The sequence below is a fragment of the Paenibacillus sp. CCS19 genome, assembly GCF_033239625.1.
In the GTDB taxonomy this organism is placed as follows: Bacteria; Bacillota; Bacilli; order Paenibacillales; family Paenibacillaceae; genus Paenibacillus_T.
Window position 1 is genome coordinate 19,365 of the sequence record NZ_BTCK01000040.1, and the last position, 25,493, is coordinate 44,857.

A 25,493-nucleotide genomic window follows, 5' to 3' on the forward strand; every position below is an offset into this window, starting at 1 on the left:
TGGTGGGATGGAAGATGATAAAACGCTCCAAGAGCATGTATGGCTATTACCTCGTTTGGCCAGCGCTACTTATTTATACGATATTTTTTGTTGCACCGGCTATTATCGGCTTATTTTATTCCTTTACGGACTGGCGCTTGGACCGTATCGGCGTCAAGTTTATCGGCTTCGATAACTTCCACAAAATCTTTACGGACGATACCTTGCTCCTTGCAATGAAAAACACGCTTATTTTTGCGATAGCGACCGTTGTCGGAAAAAACGTGATCGGCCTCTTGCTGGCCATCGCTTTAAATATGCGGCTGAAAACCCGCAATTTCTTGCGCGCTATTTTCTATTCGCCTTCTATTCTGAGCGTACTCGTTATTTCCATTATCTTCACGCCGATGCTTCGGACGGAAGGCATGGTCAACAAGTTCTTTGACTCCATTGGTCTTCACTTCCTGAGCCAAGCTTGGCTTACGAACCCGGATCTCGTGATCTGGACGGTTGCATTGGTGGCCATCTGGCAGTCGGCCGGTTTCCAAATGGCGATTTATTTGGCGGGCTTGCAGTCCATCTCCAAGGATTATTATGAAGCGGCAATGATCGACGGCGCCGGCGCATGGAAAAGCTTTACGAACATTACGGTACCGCTGTTGCTGCCTGCGCTTAACATTAACTTGATGCTTACGCTTATCGGCGGTTTGAAGGTATTCTCCGAAGTATTCGTTCTGACGAGCGGCGGACCGGGCAACTCCTCGCAGGTTGTCGGCACGATCATTCTCCGCGCGTTCGGCGAAGGCAACTGGGGCCTTGGCACGGCGATCAACACGCTGTTGTTCATTATCGTCACCCTGATTGCCATTCCGCTGCTGATCTTCATGCGTCGTAAGGAGGTTACCGAATAATGAGCTTTTCCCGCAAACTGGCGCTACGCAACTACATCGTAGAAATCGTGCTGCTTATTGCATGTCTGGGCATTATCATACCGCTGCTGCTTATGATCTTCGGCTCCTTCATGACAAGCGCAGAGGTGTCCAAATTCCAGATCCGCTTCCCGGACAAATGGATGTTCTCCAACTATGTGACCGTATTCAAGGAAGGCGGCCTTGCCCGCGCGTTCCTGAACGGTATCGTCATTACCGGCGTATCCGCTATCTTGAACATCTTCACGTCTTCCGCAGCCGCTTTTATTCTGGCGCGCCGCGAGAGCAAGTTCTCGAGTTTCCTGTACCTGTTCTTCTTCATGGGCCTTATCGCTCCGATGTCCACGATCACGACGATCCGCGTCGTGCAATGGCTCGGCTTTTACGGCAGCGTAACGAGCGTTATTCTCATTTACGCTTCCTTGAATACGGCATTCAGTATTTTCCTGTACAGCGGATTTATCAAATCCGTGCCGAAAGCGTTGGACGAGGTTGCATTCCTCGAAGGCGCAAGCCTGCTGGGCGTGTTCTTCCGCATCATTACGCCGCTCATCGTTCCGGTTAACGCAACGGTTGCGATCATGGTATTCATGTCGGTATGGAACGACATCACGATTCCGCTCTACTTCCTTACGGACAGCAAGACGTGGACGATGCCGCTTTCCATCTACAACTTCTACGGCAAATACAGCCGCGACTGGAACTTGATCTTTGCCGATCTCGTCATGACGTCGATTCCGGTCCTCATTCTTTATTTGCTCGGTCAGAAATATATCGTCAGCGGCCTCACGGCCGGCGCGGTCAAAGGTTAAAGCCTAATGCTGCAAGGTATACCACAAAAGCCATCCCTACAAGTCATCGAAAGATGCTTAAGGGATGGCTCTTTTATTTGTTACATATCATGCTGCCGAGTCGGTTCGACCCGATACAAATTCGTCAAACCGTCTGCATCCTTCGATGCTTCCGCCACGTTCCAGCCCAGCGACAGCACCGATACGAGACGCTCGTGCTGTTCCGGCGTAAGCGCCGCCGTTACCGACTCCGAGCCAGCCTCGAACGTCAGCTCTGGCTCAAGACCGTACGCGACAGCGATCCAGCTGCGAATGCCGCGAAGCGTATTGTATTTGATCCGATACCCTTCGGTTACAGCAAGCTCGAACGTTGCAGGCTCCGCTTCTGCGAACGCGCGAAGCTCTTCATATTTGAATTCATAGATGCTCGTATCGACCGGAAGTTCGCCTTCGCGAACATCCTTCAGAAGACGCTCGTTCGACCAGCCTTGGGAGCGCAGTGACTCCAACAATAGCGCCTCCCATTGCGATAGTAGTACACGATCTTCAGCATTTACATTTGCATTGCCACTCATATTCTCTCCCCCTTCTAAAATAAGACTGCTTGCAGCCTATAGCTCCAAGCAATCTTGTCAATTGTTATATCGCAGCCCAATGCTCCGGACTTACTTCCCGAAGTTCCGTCCCAAGCTCTGTATCGGTAGGCCTCCATACAAGCCGTTCCACGCGGGCATTCGGATCCGGGATCGGGATCGACGACAGCAGCGCCTTGGTGTACGGATGCAGCGGATTGTCGTACAGCTCGTCGCTGTCGGCCACCTCTACCAGTCGACCGCGGTACATGACGCCGATTCGATCCGAAATATGCCGCACCATCGACAGGTCATGTGCGATGAACAAATAAGTCAGACCGAACTCCTGCTGCAAGTCTTCGAGCATATTGACGACTTGTGCCTGTACTGAAACGTCCAGCGCCGAGATCGGCTCATCGCACACGACGAACTCTGGACGCACGGACAACGCGCGTGCAATCGAGATGCGCTGACGCTGCCCGCCGCTGAATTCATGCGGATAACGATACAGATGCTCTCGTTTCAGTCCAACGCGCTCCAACAGCGCCGCAACCGCCTCCGTCCTTTCTGCTCCCCTGCCGATGCCATGAATGTCCATCGGCTCGCCGATTAAATCGAGCACGGTCATGCCCGGATTGAGCGAGGAATACGGATCTTGGAAAATCGACTGAATCCGTCTCCGAAACGGCTTCAGCGGCTTATCCCCTAGCTTGGACAACGGCTGCCCGTCATAAAGCACCTCGCCAGCCGTATAATCGTACAGCCGCAGCAGACAGCGGCCAACGGTCGACTTGCCGCTGCCGGATTCGCCGACAAGGCCAAACGTTTCGCCTTTGCGGATCTGGAAGCTGACGCCGTCGACGGCTTTCAGCACTTCGGCAGGCCGCCCCCACATATCTTTGCTTTTCACAAAATGCTTCTTCAAATCTTGAACGTCCACCAGCAGTTCTTGCTTCGTCAGCGACGTGCTCATTGCGTCTTCGCCTCCTCATCTGCGAGCCAGCACATGGAGCGATGCCCCGGTGCAAGCGTATAGATCGGCGGCAGCTCCGCGCATTTGCTCATCGCATGCGGACATCGGGCCATGAACGGGCAGCCAGGCGGAGGATTGAGCAGATCAGGCGGCGTCCCTTCGATCGGCACAAGCCGTTCCCGCTCGCCCGCGCGCTTCGGTACGGATCGCAGCAGCCCTTGCGTATACGGATGCTGAGGGCGATAGAAGATATCGTCCACCGAACCGGATTCCATAATCATGCCTCCGTACATAACGACAACGCGTGTGCACACTTGCGCGACAACGCCAAGGTCATGCGTAATGAGGGCGATCGCCGTGTCCGACTTCTCCTTCAGCTCTTTCAACAGATCCAAGATTTGCGCTTGTATCGTTACATCAAGCGCCGTCGTCGGCTCGTCCGCAATAAGCAGTCCCGGCTTGCAGGACAACGCCATCGCAATCATGACGCGCTGACGCATGCCGCCGCTGAATTCATGCGGATATTGGCTTAGACGGCGCCCCGGCTCCGTGATGCCGACTTGCCGCAGCAGCTCGACCGCTTCCCGCTTCGCTTCTACCTTGCTAAGGCCGCGATGCCGGCGAAGAATCTCGATCATTTGCGATCCGATCCGCTTCACGGGGTTCATCGCGGTCATCGGGTCTTGGAATACCATCGCAATCTCATTGCCGCGCAGCTTCCGCCACTCTTTCTCCGACAGCTCTGTCAGCTTCTTGCCCTTATATTCGATCGTACCGCTCACAATCTCCCCCGGCGGCTCGATTAGCGCCATTATCGCTTTGGCTGTCACGCTCTTGCCGCTGCCGGACTCGCCGACGATGCCAAGCGTCTCGCCCGCATCAATATGCAGGCTGACGCCACGCACGGCGTGGTTATCTCCATCGCGGGTATGGAACGATACATGTAATTGTTCAACCGTCAGCAGACGTTCCGTCATTGCTGCTTCACTCCTTCATGCCTTAATCACTCCCGCATGCGCTAATTACCGTTTCGTCAGCCTAGGCTCCAGTCCGACGCGCAAAATATCGCCAAGCACGTTGAAACTGAGCACCGTCAGCAGGATGAGCACCCCTGGGAAAATCGCCAAATACGGCGCCTGCGCTATAAAGCCCTGCGCGTTGTTCAGCATGCTGCCCCATGTCGCATTCGGCGGCTGTACGCCGAAGCCGAGGAAGCTGAGCGATGATTCCATCATGATGGCAGACGCCACATTATTTGTTGCCCCTACAATAATGACCGGCACCAGATTCGGTACGATATGCTTCCAGATCATGCCCCAAGCGCCTTGACCCGACGCCTTCGCATACAGCACATATTCCCGTTCCTTCAATGTCATGGTCTCAGCACGGACCACCCGCGCGATATTCATCCACATGAGGAAAGCGATAATGATAATAATGTTGCCGACGCTCGGCTTCAAATAGACGCTAAGCAGCAGCAGTACCAAGAATGATGGAATCGATAAGAAAATTTCGAGCAGACGCATAAGCAAATTGTCCAGCCTCCCGCCGAAATAACCGCTGAGCACGCCGATGCACGTACCGATTCCAGTGGCCAGAATCATGGAAGCGAAGCCGACGAGCAGCGAGACGCGCCCGCCATACAGCGCTCTTGCGAAGTAATCGCGGCCATAATCGTCTGTGCCGAACCAATGCGAACCATTCGGATGCTGCAGCCGCTCTGTCACATTCATCACGTTAGGATCGCTTGGCGCTAGGAAAGCGAATACAGCGCCAAGCGTGAATAGGCTTAGAAGAATGACCGCGGCAACGCCCAGCTTGCTGCTCCATAGCTCGCGTTTCAAATTACGCCATTTGCTGCGATTCATATCGTCACCTCATCGTTTTAATGCGCGGATCAGCGAAGCTGTATAAGATATCCGCGAGCAGATTGCCTAGAATAAGCAGCACGGACGAGAAGAGCGTAATGCCCATCAGCACGGGATAGTCCATTCCGCGGACTGCCGTCATCCCGAGCGATCCAATGCCCGGCCACGTGAATACCGTTTCCGTCACGATGGCGCCTGTCACCAGATCGCCCATCGACATGCCGAGCAGCGTAATGATCGGCAGCAGCACATGCTTGAGTACATGGCGGAACAGGATCGTATAACGGCTCGAACCGAACGCTTTTTGAATAAGAACATATTCTTCGCGCAGCTGTCCGATCGTGCTGGAACGAATGTAGCGCACATAAACCGCCAGAAACCCGAACGCTAGTACAGAACAAGGCAGAATGCCATGCTTCAGCACATCAGCAGCCGAATTCATGCCAATCGTCCGCATCCCCATGCTTGGCAGCCAGTGCAGCTTGATCGCGAACAAATAGATAAGAAGAATGGCAAGCCAGAACAGCGGCACCGAAATCCCGACATATGTAATCAGGTTGATGAGCTTGTCCGGCCAACGATTGCGATTCGCGCCTGCGACCAAGCCGAGCGGAATGGCGAGTATGACGGCAAGTCCAATTGCGCAAGCCATCAAGCCTGCCGTTGCCGGCAGACGGTCTATAATTTGATCTAGCACAGGCTGATGATTGATCAACGAGTAGCCGAGGTTGCCGGACAGCAGCTGCTTCAGCCACTGCACATACTGGACATAAGCAGGCTGATCCAGACCGAGGCTGTGCCGAATCCGTTCGATATCTTCCGCATGCATATTCGGCGTTACGAACGACATTACAGGGTCTCCCGGCGCAAGCTTGATCATAGCGAAGCAGACGATCGACACAAAGAAAAGCATCGGAATCGTTTGTGCCAGCCGCTTGACGATTAATTGTCTCATTCGTTTGTTCCCCTGCCTCTTATTTAGCAAAAAAATAAGCTGGAAACCAGCTTATCGCCGATCAGCCAGCTTATTTTTCTCGTATAAATTCGTGTTCACAAGTTCGGTTTCCGTTCATTATTTCAAATAAATTTTGGACAGATCTTCGAAGATCACGACCGGTTTAAGAACCGCTTCTTCGATACCGCCGTAACGCTTGTCCACGGCTACGATCGTCTTGGTGTATGCGATCGGGTAAATCGCTGCATCTTCTGCAACCAGCTGCTGCGCTTGCTTGTACAGCTCGCCGCGTTTGGCTGCGTCCGCTTCGCCCGCGCCTTTCTGGAACAGCTCGTCTACTTGCTTGTTCGTGTAGTGCGAGTAGTTGGACGAATTGTCCGTCGTGAACAGAATCGAATAGGCATCCGGATCGAAGCCCATGATGTAGCCTGCGACCGTCAAATCGAAGTCCGTAGCCGTACCGCCATACACTTTGCTGTTCAATGCGGATGCGTCGATGCTTTGAATCTCTACGTCAACGCCGACTTCCTTCAGCTTCTGCTGCACATACAGGCCGATCGATTCCTGCGTCTTGTCGCCGCTCTTCACGACGAAACGCAGCTTCTTGACGCCGGCTTGCTGGAACAGCTCTTTCGCTTTGGCTGCGTCGTTATCGAACGTTGCAACATCATTCGTGTGGAACAGCGTATCCGGCGTCAGGAACGAATGAGCAGGATCCGCATATTCAGGCGACAGGTAAGCTGCCGTAATCAGCTCTTCGCGGTTCAAGGCGTAGCCGATCGCTTGACGCACTTCTTTGCGGTCCAATACGCCTAGGTCGCTCTTCTCATTAATAAGGATGTAAGACAGACGGCCTTCGCTGTATGGCACGAGGTCAAAGTTTTTCGTTGCCGTAATCGTCGCTGCGTCCTGCGGCGTTACATAGTTAATGTTCAGCTCGCCATTCTGCAGAGCCAGGTTCGCTGCGTTCGTATCTTTCGCGATGCGGTACGTGACCGTATCCAGATGCGGCTTGCCGCCAAAATAGTTATCGAAACGCTCAAGCGTCACGTATTCGCCCGTTTTGTATTCTTTGAATTTGAACGGACCGGAGCCGACTGGCGTGTTGTTCTTCGTGCTTTTCTCAATATTCGCTTCATTCTCGAAGATATGCTTCGGAATCGGCGTCAGCTGTACGAGCGTTGCTTCAAACGCAGGCGCAGCTTGCGGCATTTTGAATTCAACCGTCAGATCGTCGACTTTCTTCGCTTCGATCGGCTTGCCGCCAATGATTAGATTGCCGCGGAACATGCTGTTCTGCTTCTCGTCGAGAATGCTGTTGATCGTGAACACTACGTCGTCAGCCGTCAGCGGCTGACCGTCATGCCAAGTGAGGCCGCTCTTCAGCTTCAGCGTGTAGGTCATGCTGTCTGCCGATGCTGTCAGGCTGTCAGCCAGGTAGTATGTTTTCTTGCCGTTATTCACTTGGAACAGCGGCGCGTACAGCGATTGGTCGATTGTCAGGCTGACACGATCGCCAGCGTAGTTCGGGTTGAAGATAACCGGATCCGCGCCGACTCCGATAATGAGATTGCCGCCGTCCTTCGGCGCCGACGTTTCCGTCTGCTGCCCGCTGTTATCGCTGGGCTTTGTGGAGTCCGAGCTGCTGCCGCATGCCGTAATCAATGCCGTAAGCAGCACTAGAATAATTGCTGTAGACCATTTCGTTCTCATCTTGCTAATCATCCCCTCTGTCTATCTTGCCGTCATTGTTGAGTATTGTATATCGGATTAGTCGGCATTATCAAAGCGTAAAATATTCCAAATTACTTGAAACCGCTTCCGCTGACTTCTGCCACGCATAGGCGTTTCATCTTAGGCAAAGTCAATCTCAGCACGATAGCTTGTTTCTTATATAGAAAAAGCCCCAAGCGATTATTCGTCGCCTGAGGCTTATCATTCCCTTAATTTAGACCGTTACTCACCTGCAATAATTCGGTACAATGCCTGCGTTCCATCGTTATCGCCGCCGTGCTCGATAAGCTGTTCATAGAGAGACTGTGCCAGCTTAAGTCCAGGGAGCTCCAGCCCCATCTCGGCAGCAGAATCCAATGCAATTCGAATATCTTTCACAAAATGCTTCACATAGAATCCAGGCGCGAAGTCGCCTGCAATCATGCGCGGCGCCAGGTTCGACAGCGACCAGCTGCCGGCAGCGCCGGAGCTGATGCTCTTCAGCACCTGCGTCTGATCGAGTCCCGCAGCCTTCGCATACGCGAGCGCTTCGCTGACGCCAATCATATTAGAAGCGATTGTAATCTGATTGCACATCTTCGTGAATTGGCCAGAGCCTGCCGGACCCTGGTACACGACGTTTGCGCCCATAATGTCAAGCAGCGGCTTCACCGCGTCGAATGCTTCCGCATCTCCGCCAACCATGATCGACAGCTTCGCTTCTCTTGCCCCGACGTCCCCGCCGGAGACAGGCGCGTCCAACGCATGAAGTCCTTTGTCAGCCGCTTCTTGTGAGATCCGCTTCGCTAACGTTGGACTTGAAGTCGTCATGTCGAGGAAGTAAGCGCCGGCACGCGCATTGTCGAGCAGCCCTTCCGCTCCAAAATAAATTTGCTCCACATCGTTCGGATAGCCGACAATCGTAATGACAACATCCGCATGTTTCGCAACTTCCTTCGGCTGATCATGCCATACCGCACCTTGCTGAAGCAGCCCTTCCGCTCTCGCCTTCGTGCGATTGTAGACATGAACCTCATAGCCGTTCTTCAAGAGGTGGCCAGCCATGCTGGCACCCATAATGCCTGTTCCGATAAACCCGATGACTGTACTTGCTGCACCTGCCTGCGTATTAGCCGCCATCTTCGTCGCTTCCACCTTTCGACCGTAACGATTATTTCACGAACACATGGCCGCCAATCGACGCCGTCTTCGTGCGCGATTGGAACCATTCATTATCCGCTGGGGCACTATTAAAGTACAATCCGCCGTTAGACGGGTCGATTCCCTTCGCAGCTTGAATGGCTGCCTTGAATGCCTCAGCATTCGGCAGCTTCCAGTATTGGCCGTTCGCCACTGTTGTAAAAGCGCCTGGCGCAAAAATAACCTTCTCGATCGTATCCGGGAAGTCCGGTGAATCGACGCGATTGAGAACAACAGCCGCAACGGCAATCTGCCCGTTGAAGGGCTCGCCGCCTGCTTCTGAGTATACCACACGCGCCAGCATTGCGAGATTTTTACGGCTCACCGTAACTTTATGTAGGGCATGCAGCGTCGTCGGACCGGCAACTCCGTTCTGAACGATGGCTGCATTTTTCTGAAAACGCATAACGGCCTGCTTCGTTCCGGAACCGAATTTGCCGTCAGCAGCAGAGGAAAGATAGCCAAGCATCCGAAGTCTCTCCTGCAGATCTGCAACCTGATCGCCTGTGCTTCCAACCGACAGCGCGACATAGCTTGTTGCAGCCTTCGCCTGCTGCGGCTGCGGCGCCAATACCAATAATAATGATGCAATCATAAATCCGATCAACAGCCATCCATACTTTGTTTTAAACACGATAGTTCCCTCCAAGATGTCTAGTTGTATGCGTTCAAAAAGTCGGACGACTTTTTGAACTACCTCTTGTACGATGTTTGGCAGGTGTCTAACACAAAATCATGTAAACGGTCTCTCACGCCAAACATTGTAGCATCTCTTATCGGGCTGCCAACGTTTTCATAGAAAATTCTAATGTTTCTCAGGCTGTTCCGCACAGCCTCAATCGCTTGATTTCGCTTGTTTGCTCCTCTTCCCTATCCGATCGATTAGCGACACAATACCTAACAATATGGCACACATGGCCCATACGATCGGCTCCAGCTCGAGCAAATACCACGGCCAAGGACCCAGCCAATCAAGCATAGAGCCCCCTTCAGGTTTGCGCGCCAGAAACATATAATTGGTCCCTGCTACGCTATTTACAATTGCACCTGGAATTGCAAGAAGATGGAGCGTCAACACAGCGATTGGCAGCGAACGCAGCGTTGGACGCATCTGCAGAACGGCGGTCATGTAGACCGAAGCGGCAATGATGCCGATATGTCCAAGGAAGAAATGAAAATATCGAAACTGCGGAAATGCTTCCGCTAAATCCGGCGTGAGCATCGCCTGCAAGGCACCAAGCGTGCCCAAATAGACGACGATGCTGTATAGGATTCGATTGCGGGTTAGCAGCATGATGACAGACAACCACAACGTCATCGTGCACAGCTCGAATGGCAGCGACCAGACGGTCCATTCCCCATCCATCGTATACGTAATATAAAGTGCGGTTTCGAGCCCAGCAAGTACAGCTGCGATGACGGCTGCAGCAATACGGCTTCTTCTGCCGACGCGAAGCTGACGACGGAACGTGATGATGCCCATGCACAGCAGAACGCAAGCGGCGAGCGCAGCCCAATGGGCAGCGGAGAACGGAACGAACGTGTCCATAACAACCGGCTCCTTATTATTGATACAATCTATTGAGCTCATTGTAGTCAGCGGAATTAGCTGAGAATAGTACTAATCTGCCGTAGTACCTTTTCACTGTTGGATGTAATGCAATTAAAAACCCCCGCCGTTCTCGAATCGCTTCGAGAATGCGAGGGCTTCTATTATTCACTATCACCAGCCAGCGTACGCTGCACCTGCACCCCATCGTTCGATGAAGTCATCGCCGATTGCGATGCCGCATGACGCGGCAATTGAAGCTCGATCGTGTGCGTGCCGCCGTCATCCGCCAATTGAATGTACGCGCCTGACGCATCTCGTCTTGCCTCATGCGAAGCAGGATGTACGCTTAAGTTGCCGGAGGCATCGATATCAAGCGGAAGCGACTGTGCATTGGCGTCCTCCACCATGCGGACTTTAACCTGATAGAGCGTACGGCCATATCGATACTCGACCTCATAACCGGGCCAATCATGTGGTACCGCCGGTCGGAAATACAACCGTTCTCCTTCTTTGCGAAGGCCGATAATCCACTCGATGCCCGCTTGATACATCCACCCGGAAGCGCCAGTATACCAAGTCCAGCCCGCCCTTCCTTTCACGGGATCACGCGTATACACATCTGCTGCCATGACATAAGGTTCGCCTGCATACTTGCGCACTTCGCCTTCGCTTCTTGCATGCGTCACCGGATTAAGCAGGTGGAACAGATCAACGGCCTTATCTCCATTACCAAGACCACACCATGCGACGATGCTCCAGATGACGCCATGCGTGTACTGCGCGCCATTCTCCCGGATTCCCGGCGGATAGCCTTGAATGTAGCCCGGATTCGGATCCGTACGGTCGAATGGCGGCGTCAACAGCCTTGCAACGGCGATATCCCGATCCACTAACTCGCGGTCGAACGACATCATCGCCTGTTGTGCCCGCTCACGCGGCGCTGCGCCGGAGATGACCGACCACGACTGAGCGATTGCGTCGATTCGGCATTCTTCATTGCGCGTGGAGCCGAGCCAGTGCCCCTCGTCCGCACGCGCACGTCTGTACCATTCTCCGTCCCATGCGGAAGCGTTAATGGCGGTGCCGATCGCTTCCCGCCGCTCGAGGTAGGCGGTTGCCCTCTCCATATCGCCTTTCAGCTCGCACACATCGGCGAACTTACGAAGCACTTCGCATAGGAACCATCCAAGCCAGACGCTCTCGCCTTTACCGAGATCGCCTACCGAGTTCATGCCGTCGTTCCAGTCGCCGATGCCCATAAGCGGCAATCCGTTCTCGCCGAACCTCGAAGCGCGTTCGATCGCACGAATGCAGTGCTCGTATACGGTCGCGACTTGGTCAGACAATACGGTCGGCTCGTATCGCTCATGCTCTTCGTCGGTTAGCTGCTCGCTTCGAATGAACGGCGCCATCTCGTCTAATACCGACTGATCGCCCGTTTGGGTAATATATCGCGCCGCCGCATAAGGAAGCCATAACAGGTCATCCGAATATTTGGTGCGAATGCCTCGATGCGTCTCTTCATGCCACCAGTGCTGCACGTCGCCTTCTTCATATTGATGCGCCGAGTGCAGAATGATCTGCGCGCGCGTTATGTCCGGTCTAGCATGCAGCATAGCGATCGAGTCCTGCAGCTGGTCGCGATAACCGAAAGCTCCGCCTGCTTGATAGAAGGCTGTTCTTGCCCACATCCGGCATGCAAGCGCCTGATAGAGCAGCCAGCCATTGATCAAGTAATCCATCTCTTTGTTCGGCGTCGTAATCCGCGTCTGCAGCGTCGTCTCTTCCCAGAACTGTACAGCCTCTTCATAAGCGGCAGTGCACGCTTGTCCATTGTTGTATTTGCGGACGAGCGCAGCTGCCGCTTCTCGAGACCACTCCGCCCCAAGCAGCACATAGACCGTTCTGGAAGCTCCTGCTTCGATCTTCAGTTTCAACTGCACGGCACCGCACGAATCATGCTGCGCCCCGGCTGCACCGGACAGCCGCGTTCGTTTCATCGCGTCAGGCGAAGCTGTCGTTCCGCCTCGACCGATCCATTCCATTCGATCAGCCGTGTAGGATATACGATCCGCCACCGAACCATCAACTTGCTGACCGTCCTGATCATGAATGGCCAGGAAAGCCCAGTCGTCGCGGAACGTTTCTTGATAGCCGTTGCGTACGAACATGGCCTGCGCTTCCGCATCCCATTCCGACACGATATGCGAGGCGCTGATCTGTCGCTTGACGCCAAGCACCCAGTCGCATTCGTAGAAAACAGAAAGCTCTTTCGCCTCGTCGCTCGTATTGTCGAGCTTGAGCTCCACAATCTTAACCGAATCCGACTTCGGAACGTACACTGTCATCTGCTGCCGCAAACCGCGGTCAGCGCGGCGGAACCGAGAGTAGCCCCTGCCATGTGCGACCGTGCATGCCGAATCTGCCGATGCCGGCATTGGCGTCGGCGAGCTGAACAGCCCAGTGCGGTCGTCGCGGATGAAGCATACTTCGCCCGGCGGGTCGAGTACCGGATCGTTCGACCAAGGCGTAAGCTTGCATTCGCGGCTGTTGCGCCACCATGTATAGCCGGTTCCGAGTTCTGTAATGAGAAAACCGAACTTCTCGTTCGCAACCACATTACTCCACGGTGCATGCAAGAACTTGTTGCCGCGTAATGCAATTCGATATTCGCGTCCGTCAGCCGTGAAGCCGCCCCAGCCATTGAACAGGGCCAGCTGCTCCGTCGATTCGGCAGCTAATTCCTCCTGCTTGCGAGCAGCATTCTGCACCAACGAAGCTGGCTGCGGCTGCACATCCAATGGTTCCGCCCATTCCTTGACCAGCTTCGGCGCCTTGAGCTGCGCCTTCAAGCTTGGGCCGTCTGCACGCAGCACATATCGAGCAACGGCAAACAGCAGCGTCCGTTCTTCCTCGGACATTTGATTCGCAGCGACCGGATAGACGCCGCCGGGACGAACGGCGTGCTTATCGACATTTTGCTCAATGGCCGCCCGCAGTCCATCCGTTACATCCTGCTGATAGCCGCCTGCCGACTCGTTCACGATGACGAGGTCAAACGGCAGCCCTTTGCGGCATAGATAGCCATGACCGCTCATTAGCCGAATCGCGAATGGCAGCTGCGCGCGATCCTCGAGCGTAACGAGTACGATCGGCAGGTCGCCGGAGATGCCCATCGACCAAAGTCCCGACTGTCCCTTCACGTTCGCAGCGATGCTCGCTGCACGATCCTGCCGCAGCGGCGATGCATAAAGCACTCGTCCTGCCAGCGTCTGCAGAAGCGACGCTTCGTGCGCGGTAAGCCGCTGATGGCGCAGGTCAATGCGGCTGTGCGTCCAAGCCAGCTGGAACGTTCGATCGATCTGCTGTTCATCGCACAGCGACTTCGCAATGCTGATCGATTCCTCTCGCGATCCAGCAACGCCTGTCACGCCGAACAGCTTAACCGTCTCGCCCGGGCCAACCGATACGCGGCGGCGAATGGCGAAGATCGGATCAAGCACAGCGCCCACCGTTCCAGTCAGCTTGCTATGCAGGCTCTGCGGATGCACCATCGAATGACCTCGGCCAATGAAGATGGCGCGGTCCGTCTCATATTCAATCGGTCCCAGACTGTCGCATCCGATTGATAGCGTCTGGAACGCCCACCGATGCTGCTCATGCCCATCGCGTGGTCTGCGTACGGCTAGCAGGCATTCTTCCTCCGCGGCAAATTCCGTCTGCACGAACAGTTTGCTGAACGCCGGATGCGCATCGTCCGCGAGCGGCGGCGCGAGCACAACCTCGGTATACGTGGTCACTTCGAAGATCCGTGCCTCCGTGCTTTCGTTCGTCAGCTTCAGCCTGCGAATCTCCACGTTATGCTCCGGCGAGACGCAAATGTCGAGTTCGGTGCCGACCGGACCGTCCTTGCGCATGAAGGTCGCTTGATGAAGCGAGAACTGCACGCGCATATCCGGCGAAGGGACTCGGCATGGTTCATAAGTCGGCGACCATACAGCGCCGCCTGTCACATCGCGGATGTACATGCCGATACCCGGCGGATCCACGACAGGGTCCTCCCGCCATCTGCTGAGCGCGATCGTGCCATGACGCGTGAAGCCGCCGCCGCTTGCCGTCACAACGGAAGAGAACGCGCCGTTCGAGAGCAGACACACTTCGGGAAGCGGTGTGATCGGATCGGTAAACTCCCGCATCGGCGCAATCCGTTCCTGATCCTGCACGATGCTCGTCCGCTCGGTGTACGATTTGGCCGAGTCGGCAATAATAGCCGGCTTGTCCGGCATCCGTTCTTGCAGCAGCAGCTCGGCTGCCTGCACGCGCTTGTCTGCATGGAACCGATCGATCATCGTCCGAGGGTTCAGCTCGTTGGCGAGCGTCAGCAAGCTCATCCCTTGGTGATGAACCATGAAGCTGCGAATGACGACGTTGCTCTGGCCTTCCGGCATCCGCTTCGCGGTGCAGTCGATCGCTTCATAGTAGCCATGCTCGCCCCGCGCTCCCATCTCCTCCATCCTGCCCAGCGCTTCGAGCGCTTCGCGCTTCGCATAAGGAATCGCCATAATGGTCGCATAGGGGGCGAGCACAAGATCTTCCTCCAGCCCGCGCTGGAACCCGAGTCCTGGCACGCCGAATGCCCGATACTGATAGTTCATTTGATAATCGAACGCGTAGTAGCCGGATTCCGAGATACCGAACGGCACCGCGCGTTGACGTGCATATTCAATCTGACGCCGGACCATTCCGCGATACGTTTTATCCCACAGCGTTCGGCGGTACGTCTTCATCAGCAGGGCGGGCATCAAATATTCGAACATCGTGCCCGACCATGACAGCAGCGTCGCATGCTTGCCTGACTTCGTCATGGCGCGGCCAAGCTTGAACCAATGCGCGGCAGGCACTTGGCCTGCAGCGATCGCCCAGAAGCTCGATTGACGCGCTTCGGAAGCGAGCAGATCGTACAGAATCGTCTCTTTGCGGTCGGCCGACGCATGATAACCAAGCGTGAACAGCTGAGAAGCATCATCATAGAGCGGACGGAAGTCTGTTTCATTAATGAGTTTGTCCAGTCTCGCGATCAGCGACGTTGTCAGTTGATTCGTTTCAGTACCGCTTTTGAGAACAGCCGTTTCATTCCCAGCTTCGGCTGCATATTCTGCCAAGCCTTCCTTCACGGTTACGAGGTAACCAACAAAGTTGCCTGAATCGACGGTCGATACATACAGCGGCGGCAGCGGACGAAGCGTTGATGTCTCATACCAGTTGTAGAGATGACCGTTCCACTTGTCCATTCGTTCGATCGTATCCAAGGTCCGTTCGATGCGCCGAAGCATGTCGGGGGTATCGATAAAACCGAAATCTCTTGCCGCAAGCGTACAAGCCAGCTGGAGTCCGATATTCGTCGGCGACGTCCGCCTGGCTGGCCCAACCGGCGGATCGAGCTGAACGTTATCCGGCGTCAGCCAGTTGTCTTCCTCCACCGTATACTGGTCGAAATAAGACCAGATGTCGGCTGCCAGCTTCGTAAGCGTCGCACGCTCCGAATCGGTAATCGATTCGGTCCTCACGGCAGGCGGCTTGCTCAGCCAGCTTGCAACAGCCGGAGCGACCAACCACACGACGGCGATCGCTCCGCCAATCCATCGAACCGTTGTATATTCCGACGTCCAGGTAAGAATGCCATACGCAACCGCAAAGACGAGGCCCCAGCCGAAGCCTCGAATGGCGCGTTGCTGCCTGCTGCGGCGCTCGACTTCAGCCGAGCTTGTCCATTCCAGCAGACGACGCTTCGAGCCGTACAGCCGATACAAGGTTCGTATGACAGCGTCGCCCATGACGACCGCCTGATAAGGAAGCGTGACGAGCATGACGAGCGATTGTCCGAACGCTGACAGCAAGGCGCTTGGTTTGCGGGCGATCGTGCTCGGTGAAACAGCCGTACGGATAAGCGGCAGACAGAGCGTCAGCAAGGCGACCGCCGTCAGCGCCGTCCATGCCCGCAGCGGCATTAACGCAGCGGCAAGCATTGCAAGCAGCAGTGCGGGCTGCAGCAGACTTCTTCTCATATTGTCGACAATCTGCCAGCGCGTCAGTGCCGAGAGATCCACCTTCTGCAGCTCGCCTGTCCGATTGCATACGCGGGGCATCAGCCAGCATAACAGCTGCCAATCGCCTCTTACCCAGCGATGCAGCCGCTGCTGATAAGCGCTGAACGAAGCCGGGTGTCCGTCGATCAGTTCAATATCCGACAGCAGACCGCCTCGGAGGAAACCTCCTTCAAGCAGGTCATGGCTCAGCACATGATTGTCAGGAATCCGCTCGCTTAGCACAGCCTTGAAGCTGTCGATGCTCAAGATCCCTTTGCCGGTAAAAATGCCCTGACCGAACGTGTCCTGATACGGATCCGACATCGCGAAAGCATAAGGATCAATGCCCGGCTCGCCAGACCAGAGCCGCGCCAGACGGGACCGAGACACCGACTCGTAGCTGACGCCGATTCGCGGCTGCAATACCCCATAACCCTCGACAACACGTGTACGCGACGCATTAAGCCGCGGGCGATTGTAGGGCAGATGCATCGTGCCGACCATACGCTGTGCGGCGCCGATCGGCAGCGAAGTGTCGGCATCAAGCGTAATCAGGTAGCGGACGTCCTTCAGCTCAGCTGGCAGCGCGCGCTCCAGGAAGCTGGTCTCCTCGTCGCCGCGAAGCAGGCCAATAAACTCAACCAGCTTGCCGCGCTTGCGCTCCCAGCCCATCCACGATTTCTCCGACTCGTTCCACTTCCGCTTCCGCTGGAACAAGTGGAACGTTCGGCCGCCGCCTTCGCGCGGATAACGCGCATTCAGCTCATCGATCTGTTCCCTTGCTGCCTTATAGATTTGCTCATCTGCAGGCGTAGTCTCCGACTTGGCGTCGGCATAGTCGGTCAGCAGCGCGAAGTAGAGCTGGGGATCCGGATTGGACAAGTAGTGCAGCTCCAGTCGATCCGTCAGCTCGTTTGCCTCCTCCGACTTCGACCAGATGATCGGCATGACGACGATCGTCTTCGCATCCGATGGAATGCCGGATGAATAATCGAATCGAAGCAGCGGCTTGGAACGAATCGTGCTGCCGATGAAGGAATGACTGGCTGCAATCGCCCATTCAGCAGCTGGCATAAGCATCAGAATGATCGCTGCCGCCCATGCGCCAGTCGTCAGACCATTCCCGCTTCCAGCCCACCAGCCGAACAAGACAGCAAAGACGACGAAGGCGCAGCCGATCATGGATAAGTAGGCTGTTCCCCGCCGGCGTCTGACGACAGCGCCGCGATGTACGCGTGGATTGGCATTGCAACTGCGCAGCGATTCATGCAGCGACTCAATACCCTGCTGATCCAGCAAATAATAAGCCGCGAAGTTCGAACGAGGAGGCACTTCCTCGGAGCCGTCCGAATGAATCGGCGAACTTTCTTCTCCATTCGAATTAGCATCCGCCAGCTCTACCGCTTTCGAAGCGATCAGGCTCTCCGGCACATGGAACCGACGTGCGAGTCGTTCAACCCGGCTCCGGAGCGTATGCTTGCTCGTATCATCGAGACGTGCATACGTACCCGCTGTCTCCCGCGCCAATGTTCGATCCACGACACTGATCCGCTCGAAGTACATCTTCCATTGCCCTCTGGACAATGTTCGAATACTGCCGATCAAGTGGCCGGTTTCTACCTCATGCGATGCTTGTAGCTGATGTTCATAGGTTACAATCCGGTTCAAATTGTCTGTATCCGAATCCAGCTTGCATACGAGCCATTCTCGCACGGAGGCCGCATCATCCGCCCATTCGTTCAAATGGCTGACCAGATGGACGAGAACCGCACCAGAAAGGGGCAGCGACTGACCATGCTTCTCCAACGCAGCCTGCATGTCGGCCGAACACAGCTTCGAATCCGGCGGAGCGAGCGATTTGAGCAGCTTCTCTACCCGCTGGCAAGCTTGATGCCGTTCTCGAACGAGCCGCATTAAGGCAGCAAGCCGGCCGATCGCTGCCATTCGCATAAATACGGGCATCAGCCATGATTCCGCCAATGTCAGGACAGCGACTTCCTGATACGCATTAATGAATGATACGAACGAGTCCAGATCCAATCTACCGTTCGTTGCTTCGAAGTACGCATTGCCGATTGCGACGGTACGCGGACGTTCTTCTGTTCTCAACCAAGTTTGACGGGATATTGCTCCACGTTTGAGCTCTCGCTCGACAACCTGCGCTTCCTTCTCGATAAAATCGGCGTGATCCAGCAGCCATTGCTCGGCCGGCTGTGTGCAGACGCCTCCTTCTGATTTCAACACGGAAACATACTGCCGCAGGCTTTCCATATCGCGATGCCACTCGGCTAGACGCTCCCTACTATTCCAGCTGCCCGTGATCGGATCATGGGTCAGCGCCAGTTCATGCGCTTTGTGCTCCAGCTGCTCGGCGTTCAGTACCATGGGTCCCCCTTGCTCCGTTCGTTTTATACGTTATCGCCTTCCATCAGGAAGGCTACGGAATAAATACCGATAAGGCATCTGACGTTCGACTCTTCGGCGTACAGATGCCTTAAGTAAATATTCCCAAGACGTCATCGTTTTATGATTCGAAGCAAGGAAAAAATAAAAACAGCTCGATTTTAAGGTTAATAATTTGTAAATCGGGAGGCTGTTCATTAGGCATTTTCATCGACTGCAAGCGCTTTTATAATGAAGCGATTATCATGGCTCATGCATCCCGAACGGCTCCTTAACTCGTCTAAAAACGTTACTTTTTTATCACTTGATTTTCCAATGAATTGGTAAGAAAGGAATGAAAATGAATCGATAGACACATTGAACGGGACTTCTCTTTTGGGATTCACCGCATCCTCAATCTCCAATTATTCCATCTCGTTTTCAATCAAATATCAGCCTTATTCATAACGAACCTTCACTAATTCTTAAATTCGGACAAACATTGCCCTAACATTAGACTCCTACATTCATTACTAGCACAGGCACAGTGTGCCAGCTTCAATCATAAAGGGAGGCAATTCGACAATGATGAAGATTCACAGTGGATGGAAAGCCGCAATGCTCGGAACGGCAGCGGCAGCACTCGTTATTACAAGCTATGTATCGAACGGGGAAGGCAAACAAGAGGCTGATGCAGCAGCCGTTCATGCGAAGAACGTTATTTTGTTCGTCGGTGACGGCATGGGTCTTGCAGCACGCGATGCGATTCGCCTTGCAACGGTAGGCGAGACGGGCAAGCTGGCTATGGATGATATGCCGTACGTTGGTCTGTTCCATACGAGCTCGACAGTACCCGTGACAGATTCCGCTGCAGCGGCAACGGCATTCGCAAGCGGCGTCAAGACGTACAATGGCGCAATCGGCATGGACGCAAACAAGAAGAGTGTGAAAACGATCCTCGAATATGCGAAAGATCTTGGCAAAGCGACAGGCATCGTCACGACGAGCCAAGTGACAGACGCTACGGGCGCCGCATTCGGTTCCCATGTCGAAGATCGTTCGAAGCAAAGCGACATCGCGCTTCAATACCTCACATCCGCTAAGATCGACGTACTCCTCGGCGGCGGCGAAGATTTCTGGTATCCAGCTGGCACGGCTGGCGCATTCCAAGACGAGCCTGCTGAAGATCCATCCGAGAAGAGCAAAGGCACGCAAGGCAATCTCGTGACAAAAGCACAGTCGCTCGGCTATAACTATGTAACGAATAAAACAGATCTGCTCAAAGCAAAAGGCGACAAGCTTCTCGGCTTGTTCGCAAACGAAGAGATGTTCCAACAAAAACCTGAAGGACAAGGCGATCTCTACAACCCGATCGTTCCGCTGCCTGACATGACGAAGAAAGCAATCGAAACGCTGTCGACGAACAAGAATGGCTTCTTCCTCGTCGTAGAAGAGGAAGCAACGGACGAAATGGCTCATAATAACAATGCGAAGCTGACGATCAAATCCGGTCAAGAGCTGGACAAAGCGGTTCGCATCGCGAAAAACTACGCGAAGGCGCATCCAGAAACGCTCGTCCTCGTTCTGTCTGACCATGAAACTGGCGGTTTCTCAATCGAGCCGGTAGATGCGGCTGACGAGTCCGGCGACGGCATCTCCGCTGAAGACGGTCCATTCCAAATCGCTGGCACGAAGAAAAACTTCGTTGTTGACTGGACGACTTCGGGCCACACGGCGGTTGACATTCCGGTTACGGCAACGGGTTCGCGTTCCGAGCTGTTCGCAGGCGTATACGAGAACACGGACATTTTCTTCAAGATCGCTGAAGCAATGGGCATTAAAGTTAAGAAATAAAGATCCTCTGATGAAGCAAGAGCCATGAACCTTTCTATTTCAGAAGGGGTTCATGGCTCTTTATAGGTTTAACGGTTGACCGAGGGTCGAACCGGTTTCAGACCCGCATTCGATTTCGCATTGGGCCGTATCGACGCTCGAACCGCAAACAGCGCTACGACGATGAGAAGCGTGCCGCCATACATGAGTTTGGTAAGCAAGCTGTCGCTGCTGGTGCCCATCATGTAACCATGCACCGCCGCTCCGACGAAGATCGGGTACGCCAGCAGGTGGATGGTCAGCCAGACATGCTTGCTTATTTTGTTCCGATAATCCGATGTCAGCAGCAGCAGCAGCATGCCGTACAACGCCAACGTTCCTATCCCATTCCCAATCGGATACTGCGAAGATGCGAAAGGAATCAGCAGATCCACCCAACGATAGGGTGCGAACGTGCTAATGATAAGAATAGCCGCATGCGCGAGAGCCACGACAGTTCCGCCATTGGTCAGACTCGTATGCCAGCGGTAGATTTGCGCTTTCCGCTTCCCTTTAACAAACGGATAGCTGTACAGGATGCCTAACGTCAGCCCCGCGAATATCGTCAAATAGGACAAGATGCCGAGTATCCGTGTCATTTCCCATATCGGCCAAGATGTAATCCATTCCATCATAACGACATGCTCCCTCCTTCGTTCTTGCTCGTGAGCCAATCCCGTGCACAATAGCGGCATCCGCCTGCCTTGTTTATCATCAGTGCGGTATAGGATGACGGAAGCTTGCTGCTCATTCGCCGCAAACCGTCCTCCCCTGCTATGCAAATCGTCTTCGCCCACACCTCGCACGTAATCAGATCAGGGCCTGACACCGTGCACTGCACGATATCGCTTCGCGAAGGACTGCAAGTGCGCGTATCGATCAAATGGTGTTGGATGCCTCGATTCGTCTGCCATCGCCTGCCAAGCGTCCCGGAAGTTGCGGCCGCTCCTTCCCTCATCATGCGATATAGGTTGTCGCCTCCGCCCTCGATCGGGCCCTTGATATCGATCTGCCAGATCGGCTCATCGCTGCAATCATTCCATGCTTGCAGATCGCCGCCTGCGTTAACGAGTCCGGCTCGAATGTTGAACCGCGTTCGCAGCCACTGCACCAGCTTGGCTGTCGCCCAGCCTTTCGCAATACCGCCTAAGTCCAGCTTCGAACCATGTTTCAGCTGCACCGACTGCATGCCGATATCAAGCAACATAGAGGTTGATGAATGTCCCCAATCGAGCGTTTTATCATTCGAAGGTTGGCATCGGTTATTTTCGCTGCCATCAGCGGATTGAATCGTGCCATGCGGACCAACCGCCGTCAACTGTTCGAACGAACGGTCATATCCCGCTGCATCCATGCTGTCGCCTACTAACGGCGAGAATATCCCGCCTGTCGTCTCCCGATGCCAGAGCGTAAGCTGCAGCACATCGCGCATCATGCTGGAGATCATAACGGGCGCGCCGCTGCCTGCTGTCCGATTAATGCGTGACAGTTCGCTGTCCGGGCGGAACCGGCTAAACACCCGCTCCACTTCCTCGTACCAATCCACCGCCAATTCCACGGCTTCACTCATCGTATATCCATCGCATGCAAGCGATAGCTCGACATCCGTATTCATCGCACGGAACCGATAAAGCAATGGCTGCATGATCTTAGTGCCGCTCGTCATGATGTCCTCGTGGAAGACCGGAAACCTCCGCCACCGCTGCCGTTGTCGCCGTCCCCATTATCGATGGAGCCGCCTTCTTGGCCTCCGCTGAATCCGCCGCCGTTATCGAATGAGCCGCCGCCTCGCATGCCGTGTCGACCTCTCCGCTCTACCCACTGATCCGCGCCATCCTGCGATTGGCCGATCTCCGTCGTTCGCTGCAGCGCGCTATTGGCGTTGTTATCGTTTGCGGCTTGCGCAGCTGCGAATTCTGGGCTTGCTTTGACCGAATTGAGACCAATGGCGACGAGTATCGCGCCTGCCGCCCCGAGCGGCCATTTCCATCGCTTCAGCTTCTTGCTCACATTGCCCATGGACATCGACATCCTTCGTACAAGATTCATAATTGATAGCTCTATTTAATCAGCCGAACCTTAAACCAACCTTAGACGGAAACTGAATATTGGCTGAAAATCCGTATTTCTCGCATGCATGCCCAAAAAGCCGAACGCCGCTTCCGAAGAAGAGCGATCGGCTTATCATTATCCTTACATTTGGCTTTAGTTCAGGAATCCTTCCAGCGCAACCGTCGGCTTCATATCCGAGCCCCATGCGCCTTTGTTATAACCGCCGTTATAGCCTGGCGTCGACTCCGGCTCCCAATAGAATACGCCTAAGCCCTTGCCGCCCGAGATGTTGCGAATCTTCGTCTTAATATCCGAAATGAAGCTCTTCGTCGTCGACGCAGCGCTGTAGTCGAGCCCAATCTCGGTAATCATGACCGGCTTGCCATAGCTTGATATCATGCTGTTCGCGTTGCTGATCGTTTGCGTCACCTTCGTGGACCAATCGGACGTGGAAGGGTACAGCGACATGCCGACAATATCGAACGTTGCGCCATTGGCGATCAAGCCGCCGATATTCCAGGTGAACAACGAATTATCATAGCCATTGGACAAGTGAACGATCGTCTTCGTGCTGCTGCTGATCGACTTCACTGCATTGTTGCCGGTGTTGATGAGCCACGCGTAATTTTTCATGCTGACCGAAGCTTTCCCGTCTTCCCACAACATGCCGTTGTTCGTTTCATTGCCAATCTGCACCCAGTCCGGCGTAACCCCATTGTTCGCCATCGTCGTCATCACTTCGCGCGTCCAGTTCCATACGGCATCCATCAGCTGCGTGAACGTGTAGTTCTTCCATGCGGCAGGCTTCGTCTGCTTGCCTGGATCCGCCCATGAATCGCTGTAGTGAAGCGTCAGCATAACGCTGAGCCCTGCTGCTTTGGCCCGCTTCGCAAGCGCGGCGGCACGTTCCTTCGTTAAGTACCCGTTGCCGTAATCGTTCGACGGATTGACCCATACGCGGATGCGGATGGAGTTGATGCTGTAATCATTTTTCAGAATGTCAAAAATGTCCCGCTGCACGCCGTTCTTGTCCTTCCACTTGTACCCCTGCGCTTCCATTGCGGCAACCCAACTGACGTCTGCGCCTTTGGCAAAGGCTGGCGCCGCCTCTGCAACCTTCGGTCTTGCCGTCTCCACTGACACGATCGTTAAACAGATCAGCGCCGCCAGCAGAATGAGCATACCTCGCTTCAACATATCATTATCCTCCTAAACGATTGTCGAATGAGCAACATAGGATTACTATAGATAAGGAAGGATTCGTGCAACGATTCATTCGCCCCTTCATTGTAAGCGCTCTATTCATGATGATAATAGGATAGTTTGCAAACAAAACGGATGCTTTTATAGCCGTTTGACAGGCTGTCCCTATATAATAGGCATAGTCCTTTCCGATAACATTAATCGATAGAGGTTGTTCCAGCAAGAACGCTTGCGATCACGCACTGTTAGCATGGTGACAAAGGAGAGCTCCTTCATGTCCGTTACGATTAAAGATATTTCCAAGCAAGTCGGCGTCAGCTACTCGACCGTAGCCAAGGCGCTCAATAATAGTCCGCTAGTGAAGGAATCGACCAAACGCAAAGTGATGGAAGCGGCGGAAGCGCTCGGTTATACGCCGAATCTAGCTGCCAGAAGCCTCGTGACCAAACGTACCGGACTAGTCGGCATCGTCTGGCCGGGCATCGACCGCGCCGCGCTTTCATCGCTCGTCACATCGATTCAGCGTCGTCTCGCAGAGAAAGGGCTGACCGCGCTGCTGTCCATTCACGAACCGCAGGAAGCGATTGCCACGTTCGAGAATCTGCGTGCCGATGCCATTCTGTTATTCGAAGAAAGCACAGCGGACATCATCGCTCGTCCATCCCATCGAAGGACACCGATGATCTCCATCGGCATGCCGATTAAGCCCGGCGTTCCGTATGTGGATATGAATCGCCGCGAAGCGATTCGACTCGCAGTCGAGCAGCTTGCCGGCAGAGGCTACGAGCGCATCGCTTATATCGGCCCTTATGCGGAAGCATCCGCGCAGCAGCAGGAGAAGTGGATCGGATTCAAGGAAGGGCTCCATCAAGCGGGCTTGCCTTGTCAAGATGAATGGATCATTGACTCTCATGGCCTGCTCTGGCAGAATGGCTACCACGCTGCCAAGCAGCTGCTCAAGCTGAACGATCGGCCAACGGCTGTCATTAGCGGCAGCTACGATCTGGCCGCAGGCATTATTCGCGCCTTCCAAGGCGAAGGCATCACAGTCCCGCAAGATATTGCGATCATCAGCTATGACCATATTCCGCATATGGAGCAGCTGGAAATTCCGATCTCGGCCGTCGGCGTGCCCGAAGCCGATATTGCAGCGGCCGTCGTGGACACGCTGCTGCTCGCCATCGAATCGGTCGATAAGGTGCCTGATCGGACATCGTTATCGCCTGCCTACATCCATCGGGATTCGGACTGATTACGTTGATTATCGTGGCGAAGCAAGAAGAGCTGTCGCAGAGGCATCATGGGATGCTTTGCGACAGCTCTTCTTTGTTATAGTCATCAATGGAATGATTGACTTGAAATCCTT

At 54.4% G+C, this 25,493-nt stretch carries 19 protein-coding genes; 4 read left to right on the top strand and 15 right to left on the bottom strand.

Annotated features, from left to right (window positions below; translation table 11 throughout):
- Positions 1–14: 14 nt before the first annotated feature.
- Together SBI19_RS22660 and SBI19_RS22665 are read left to right on the top strand one after the other, a co-directional pair.
- Positions 15–890, top strand: coding sequence for a carbohydrate ABC transporter permease (locus tag SBI19_RS22660; protein WP_317971801.1), 876 nt, complete (start codon positions 15–17; stop codon positions 888–890).
- Entirely contained in the window at positions 890–1,720 is an 831-nt protein-coding gene (locus tag SBI19_RS22665) for a carbohydrate ABC transporter permease (protein WP_317971802.1), read from the top strand. Before SBI19_RS22660 ends, SBI19_RS22665 begins: the two co-directional genes overlap by 1 nt.
- An 80-nt stretch (positions 1,721–1,800) precedes the next feature.
- Here the strand turns inward: SBI19_RS22665 and SBI19_RS22670 are convergent, their stop codons facing one another.
- From SBI19_RS22670 to SBI19_RS22720, 11 genes are all read right to left on the bottom strand, one after another.
- Positions 1,801–2,274 carry a hypothetical protein gene (locus SBI19_RS22670; RefSeq protein ID WP_317971803.1) on the bottom strand — a complete coding sequence of 158 codons (474 nt, stop codon included), beginning with the start codon at positions 2,272–2,274 and terminating at the stop codon, positions 1,801–1,803.
- Between the two features lie 64 nt (positions 2,275–2,338).
- The gene (locus tag SBI19_RS22675; protein WP_317971804.1) at positions 2,339–3,244 is read right to left on the bottom strand and encodes an ABC transporter ATP-binding protein; all 906 of its coding nucleotides are present in this window, start codon (positions 3,242–3,244) and stop codon (positions 2,339–2,341) included.
- Positions 3,241–4,221, bottom strand: coding sequence for an ABC transporter ATP-binding protein (locus SBI19_RS22680; RefSeq protein WP_317971805.1), 981 nt, complete (start codon positions 4,219–4,221; stop codon positions 3,241–3,243). The genes SBI19_RS22675 and SBI19_RS22680 overlap by 4 nt, the downstream gene beginning before the upstream one ends.
- Before the next feature lie 45 nt (positions 4,222–4,266).
- Complete coding sequence (locus tag SBI19_RS22685; protein ID WP_317971806.1) at positions 4,267–5,112, bottom strand: ABC transporter permease; 846 nt, start codon at positions 5,110–5,112, stop codon at positions 4,267–4,269.
- A gap of 4 nt (positions 5,113–5,116) precedes the next feature.
- Entirely contained in the window at positions 5,117–6,067 is a 951-nt protein-coding gene (locus SBI19_RS22690) for an ABC transporter permease (RefSeq protein ID WP_317971807.1), read from the bottom strand.
- 117 nt (positions 6,068–6,184) lie between these two features.
- Positions 6,185–7,780, bottom strand: coding sequence for an ABC transporter substrate-binding protein (locus SBI19_RS22695; RefSeq protein ID WP_317971808.1), 1,596 nt, complete (start codon positions 7,778–7,780; stop codon positions 6,185–6,187).
- A gap of 243 nt (positions 7,781–8,023) precedes the next feature.
- Entirely contained in the window at positions 8,024–8,920 is an 897-nt protein-coding gene (locus SBI19_RS22700) for an NAD(P)-dependent oxidoreductase (RefSeq protein WP_317971809.1), read from the bottom strand.
- A gap of 31 nt (positions 8,921–8,951) precedes the next feature.
- Complete coding sequence (locus tag SBI19_RS22705) at positions 8,952–9,614, bottom strand: cell wall hydrolase (RefSeq protein ID WP_317971810.1); 663 nt, start codon at positions 9,612–9,614, stop codon at positions 8,952–8,954.
- 201 nt (positions 9,615–9,815) lie between these two features.
- Entirely contained in the window at positions 9,816–10,529 is a 714-nt protein-coding gene (locus SBI19_RS22710; RefSeq protein ID WP_317971811.1) for a YwaF family protein, read from the bottom strand.
- Between the two features lie 164 nt (positions 10,530–10,693).
- Positions 10,694–19,003 (bottom strand): glycoside hydrolase family 94 protein, encoded by an 8,310-nt coding sequence (locus SBI19_RS22715; protein WP_317971812.1) that lies wholly within the window; start codon positions 19,001–19,003, stop codon positions 10,694–10,696.
- A 215-nt stretch (positions 19,004–19,218) separates the two neighbouring features.
- The gene (locus tag SBI19_RS22720; protein WP_317971813.1) at positions 19,219–19,425 is read right to left on the bottom strand and encodes a hypothetical protein; all 207 of its coding nucleotides are present in this window, start codon (positions 19,423–19,425) and stop codon (positions 19,219–19,221) included.
- Between the two features lie 160 nt (positions 19,426–19,585).
- Here SBI19_RS22720 and SBI19_RS22725 point away from each other — a divergent pair, with 160 nt between their 5' ends.
- Positions 19,586–20,854, top strand: a complete 1,269-nt coding sequence (locus SBI19_RS22725; RefSeq protein WP_317971814.1) for an alkaline phosphatase — start codon at positions 19,586–19,588, stop codon at positions 20,852–20,854.
- A gap of 68 nt (positions 20,855–20,922) precedes the next feature.
- Here the strand turns inward: SBI19_RS22725 and SBI19_RS22730 are convergent, their stop codons facing one another.
- The 4 genes from SBI19_RS22730 to SBI19_RS22745 all read right to left on the bottom strand — a co-directional run bounded on the left by SBI19_RS22730 (position 20,923) and on the right by SBI19_RS22745 (position 24,121).
- Positions 20,923–21,507, bottom strand: a complete 585-nt coding sequence (locus tag SBI19_RS22730; RefSeq protein ID WP_317971815.1) for a ferric reductase-like transmembrane domain-containing protein — start codon at positions 21,505–21,507, stop codon at positions 20,923–20,925.
- Positions 21,504–22,538, bottom strand: coding sequence for an FAD:protein FMN transferase (locus SBI19_RS22735; protein ID WP_317971816.1), 1,035 nt, complete (start codon positions 22,536–22,538; stop codon positions 21,504–21,506). The genes SBI19_RS22730 and SBI19_RS22735 overlap by 4 nt, the downstream gene beginning before the upstream one ends.
- A complete protein-coding gene (locus SBI19_RS22740; protein ID WP_317971817.1) occupies positions 22,535–22,891 on the bottom strand; it encodes a hypothetical protein in 357 nt (118 codons plus the stop codon). Before SBI19_RS22740 ends, SBI19_RS22735 begins: the two co-directional genes overlap by 4 nt.
- Before the next feature lie 186 nt (positions 22,892–23,077).
- Positions 23,078–24,121, bottom strand: coding sequence for a glycoside hydrolase family 53 protein (locus SBI19_RS22745; protein WP_317971818.1), 1,044 nt, complete (start codon positions 24,119–24,121; stop codon positions 23,078–23,080).
- A gap of 280 nt (positions 24,122–24,401) precedes the next feature.
- Between SBI19_RS22745 and SBI19_RS22750 the strand changes: the two genes are divergently transcribed.
- Positions 24,402–25,379 carry a LacI family DNA-binding transcriptional regulator gene (locus SBI19_RS22750; protein ID WP_317971819.1) on the top strand — a complete coding sequence of 326 codons (978 nt, stop codon included), beginning with the start codon at positions 24,402–24,404 and terminating at the stop codon, positions 25,377–25,379.
- The last annotated feature ends 114 nt before the right edge of the window (positions 25,380–25,493 follow it).

Bases quoted from the DNA above. Each gene is read 5' to 3' on its own strand.
- SBI19_RS22710 (WP_317971811.1), bottom strand. From the start codon at position 10,529: ATGGACACGTTCGTTCCGTTCTCCGCTGCCCATTGGGCTGCGCTCGCC.
- SBI19_RS22745 (WP_317971818.1), bottom strand. From the start codon at position 24,121: ATGTTGAAGCGAGGTATGCTCATTCTGCTGGCGGCGCTGATCTGTTTA.
- SBI19_RS22735 (WP_317971816.1), bottom strand. From the start codon at position 22,538: ATGACGAGCGGCACTAAGATCATGCAGCCATTGCTTTATCGGTTCCGT.
- SBI19_RS22665 (WP_317971802.1), top strand. From the start codon at position 890: ATGAGCTTTTCCCGCAAACTGGCGCTACGCAACTACATCGTAGAAATC.
- SBI19_RS22685 (WP_317971806.1), bottom strand. From the start codon at position 5,112: ATGAATCGCAGCAAATGGCGTAATTTGAAACGCGAGCTATGGAGCAGC.
- SBI19_RS22690 (WP_317971807.1), bottom strand. From the start codon at position 6,067: ATGAGACAATTAATCGTCAAGCGGCTGGCACAAACGATTCCGATGCTT.
- SBI19_RS22740 (WP_317971817.1), bottom strand. From the start codon at position 22,891: ATGGGCAATGTGAGCAAGAAGCTGAAGCGATGGAAATGGCCGCTCGGG.
- SBI19_RS22715 (WP_317971812.1), bottom strand. From the start codon at position 19,003: ATGGTACTGAACGCCGAGCAGCTGGAGCACAAAGCGCATGAACTGGCG.
- SBI19_RS22670 (WP_317971803.1), bottom strand. From the start codon at position 2,274: ATGAGTGGCAATGCAAATGTAAATGCTGAAGATCGTGTACTACTATCG.
- SBI19_RS22750 (WP_317971819.1), top strand. From the start codon at position 24,402: ATGTCCGTTACGATTAAAGATATTTCCAAGCAAGTCGGCGTCAGCTAC.
- SBI19_RS22680 (WP_317971805.1), bottom strand. From the start codon at position 4,221: ATGACGGAACGTCTGCTGACGGTTGAACAATTACATGTATCGTTCCAT.
- SBI19_RS22675 (WP_317971804.1), bottom strand. From the start codon at position 3,244: ATGAGCACGTCGCTGACGAAGCAAGAACTGCTGGTGGACGTTCAAGAT.
- SBI19_RS22730 (WP_317971815.1), bottom strand. From the start codon at position 21,507: ATGATGGAATGGATTACATCTTGGCCGATATGGGAAATGACACGGATA.
- SBI19_RS22660 (WP_317971801.1), top strand. From the start codon at position 15: ATGATAAAACGCTCCAAGAGCATGTATGGCTATTACCTCGTTTGGCCA.
- SBI19_RS22725 (WP_317971814.1), top strand. From the start codon at position 19,586: ATGATGAAGATTCACAGTGGATGGAAAGCCGCAATGCTCGGAACGGCA.
- SBI19_RS22695 (WP_317971808.1), bottom strand. From the start codon at position 7,780: ATGAGAACGAAATGGTCTACAGCAATTATTCTAGTGCTGCTTACGGCA.
- SBI19_RS22700 (WP_317971809.1), bottom strand. From the start codon at position 8,920: ATGGCGGCTAATACGCAGGCAGGTGCAGCAAGTACAGTCATCGGGTTT.